General features: G+C 49.1%; 3 protein-coding genes. 2 read left to right on the top strand and 1 reads right to left on the bottom strand.

What is annotated here, in order from left to right; genetic code table 11:
* Window positions 1-150 precede the first annotated feature (150 nt).
* A complete protein-coding gene (locus tag NZM04_00545; GenBank protein ID MCS7062533.1) occupies window positions 151-696 on the bottom strand; it encodes a PEP-CTERM sorting domain-containing protein in 546 nt (181 codons plus the stop codon).
* Between the two features lie 341 nt (window positions 697-1,037).
* Here NZM04_00545 and NZM04_00540 point away from each other — a divergent pair, with 341 nt between their 5' ends.
* Together NZM04_00540 and NZM04_00535 are read left to right on the top strand one after the other, a co-directional pair.
* The gene (locus tag NZM04_00540) at window positions 1,038-1,307 is read left to right on the top strand and encodes a hypothetical protein (protein MCS7062532.1); all 270 of its coding nucleotides are present in this window, start codon (window positions 1,038-1,040) and stop codon (window positions 1,305-1,307) included.
* A gap of 563 nt (window positions 1,308-1,870) precedes the next feature.
* Complete coding sequence (locus NZM04_00535; GenBank protein MCS7062531.1) at window positions 1,871-2,503, top strand: Smr/MutS family protein; 633 nt, start codon at window positions 1,871-1,873, stop codon at window positions 2,501-2,503.
* The last annotated feature ends 639 nt before the right edge of the window (window positions 2,504-3,142 follow it).

Genomic DNA, 3,142 nt, shown 5'->3' with positions numbered 1-3,142 from the left:
TCGCATGCGTGCATACTGCTTGAGCGATAATTAGGCCTCACCGCATGTCGCTAAAAGGTGAACTGTATGCGGGGACTTCCTGGACCCTGCGTTGAATTTCGGTAGCAGAATGATGAACAGAAAGAGAGGGGCGCCCTTAACGGCTTGAGGTTAGGATCCCTGCAATCGCCGGCGGACAGCCAGCGTCGCAAGGCCGATGGAAGCCAGAAGAAGACTTGCCGGCTCGGGGACGACAACCAGATCGAATTGGTAATCGGTCTGCGCGCCTAGTTGCTGCGCCCGCACAGTATAGGTCCCGGGTCCGAGCGGCGTGGTGGATGTGATGCCGAGCAAGGAATTTCCGACATTTCCAGGGCCCATGTGCTGCCAGGCGATCATCAAGCTAGTATTGTTCCCTGCAGTCCACGAGGAACCGACCTGAATCGCCACAAAGGCGACCGGGTCGGAGGAGGCGTAGCTGGCCAACATAAACGAAGCGAGCGATTCCCCCGCCCCGATAGTAAATGTGAAATAATCATGGTCGCCTCCGCCTGAGGACGCAATAACGCTGTTAGTGCCGACGACGAGTGAAATCAGAGAAGGCGCAGATGGATTGCTCGATAAGTCTCCGTTTACTGCTTCGTTCCATGCGATGACTGCAAATGTGTGCGTAGCCAGGCCTAGAAGAAGCGACACGTATAATAGAGGACATCTCATAGTAATCCTCCAATGATCCATTCTTATCGAAATTTTCCGCTAACGTAAAGCGGAATTTTCTTACCCAGTAATTGCCCTTCGATTCTCTACTCCAGGAAATTGATGCTGATTATCTGGCGTAGTCGTTTCTGCCATGTTGTCCTCCCCTTCGCTCTGGGGGAGCATTCGGACCGAATATTATCTGCCTGAGGATTCGTGCCGCCTTCCCATCAGGGCGGGCCAACGAGCGAAACGCGTTCTCTAGACGCTCATCACTAAAAATGCATTCGACTATCGCCGGTCTGATCAAAATCGGAACTTCTCTTAATGGTATGTCGAGTGCGACGGATTAGGCACGAAGTGTGCTGATTAAAACTTACCGTCAGAAAGCACGCAAAGATCATAAAGATTATCCGTGTGCTTATATAGAGATCGCCGTTCGTCAGCCACACCAGATTTGCCATGCACATGGTCCGCATAAGACTCAGCATTGCGGCAATAGCGATTCCACGGGGATTCACTTCACCTCATTGCTGTCTTCCAACGTGGTAAAAGTCTGTCGTCTGCTGGAAATGATTAAGGAAGCCTTTTCGCCAAATGATGAAGGTCACTTGGCTGAAAATTATTCCTAGCGCTAGACAGATGACCGTTGCGATCCCCGATCGATTGCGAACCTTTGTAAAAGAGACTAGAAGATCGCGATTTTGTGCAGATGCCCAATCAGTAAAAAGACTTATAAGAAGATAGATAGACGATAGTCAAGAACATAAAGACATCACAATGATATCGTTATCCTAAAGAAAAGTGATTAGGCAGCGTATACCATTAAAATACTGTTCACGCCAGACGAGTCATCGAGTCGAGGAGAGAATTGGAGCGCGGTACGAATAAAAAGTATTGGCATGCTTAGCGGGATTATATGAATCTCCAAGACGAATCGGCCATCCAGCGAATGACGTGATTACGAGGGGGATCACGCGTAGGTCAACGTTATAGGCGCATTCGTATTTTGAGCATTGCAAATAATCTCAACAAAAGGTATTATATTTGTGGTATCTTAACAAAGAATAACATCAGATAGTTTTTCGTTAGGGGCTCGTCATTCCATATTAAGGAGTCACAATAAAGATGGATTGTGCGTGAGATTATTGAGATTAATATGAATATACGTCGGAGATGTCGCCGGAGAAGGCGAATGGTAGCAGAAAATGAAGTGAAATCCCAATTTCTAGTGCTCGATGTCCACGGAATGAGTTTGAGAAGCGCGATGGAGGAGTTTCGTAGTCTTTATTCGGCGGCGCTTTCGCTAGAACCGCGAAGGGATATCAAGATCATTCACGGGTATGGATCGTCGGGAAAAGCAGAAGCGGGAGTTATCGGCACGTATCTGGAACATTACCTGAAAATTCAGATGAGGCACAATGTGACCGAAGTGGTTAAAATTTCAATCGGAGCGATGATCGTGTCGCCAAGAGGCCCATTATACGAGTTATCGGAGGCGGAAAGCCGTGAACTGGAAAAAATCGTGGCGAGTTACAGAGGGATATCTGATGCGAAGGCGACAGAGTATCGTGTTCATCAACAGATCATCTTGGGAGAGGATCTAAGGGCAGAGGAAGTTGCAAGGACGCCGGTGGATATTAAGAGTCAACGAGAGAGAGCGTTTGCCAAAAACTGGCAAGAGCTGCAGTCGAAATTATCTGATGAGATACGATCGGAATGGTCGAAATCGAGTCAAGATATACATACTGTGACTGTGCTTGCTCAGAAGATCGGCGTTCCGCGCGGGCGACTTTATGCAGCATTAACTGGGGGCCTACGGCTATGAGTGAAATCCTTTGCGAGAAAAAAGGGGGGGGCGATAATGTTCCCTAATCGGGGATTAGTCATCAGGCCGTATTCTTGGTCTTAGGGATAAGCGCTTGCGAATGGCTTCAGCGGCGTAGGAGACAGTGACTCATAATCACAAATCAGTGGGCTCGCGTAATCCATCAATACCTAAGGAACAAGCGGTATTTCCTGGATTATTCAGAGAGCATCCCGAGAAGAGCGTGTAAATATGTTTAGAGGAGGTGAGGGCTAGATCCGGCTCTGTAAGATGGTTAGTACGTAGATGTTTCGATATGTGTAGTATCGTCACACCTCAGTGTTTTCAGATTGGCTGGTGATTCGAAATTGGCCGTAGCGTCTATAAAGTTTTATCGATGTAATGGATAGGTCGAAGCGGCCAGGAGGCAACGTGTCTTGACGATGGACTCGTGCAAGCTCCTACTATAAGCGCCGCGGAGGCCGCGTGGCGGTAGTTTCCAAGCTTATCGCGACTGGATCAGATCAGAGAACCGAAGCTGTAACGTGCGGGCTGGCCGACCGTTTGCGGGGCAACGCGGATTCGGCAGTCGACGATGCAGGCGCCCTTGCCGGGTTCGAGCGCGAAGACGGGATTCATGTCCAGCTCGCGGATTTCGGG

The sequence above is a fragment of the Candidatus Methylacidiphilales bacterium genome (assembly GCA_025056655.1).
Classification (GTDB): domain Bacteria; phylum Verrucomicrobiota; class Verrucomicrobiia; order Methylacidiphilales; family JANWVL01; genus JANWVL01.
The sequence above is the reverse complement of the archived record's forward strand: the minus strand, read 5'-3'. Positions and strand labels throughout refer to the sequence as shown.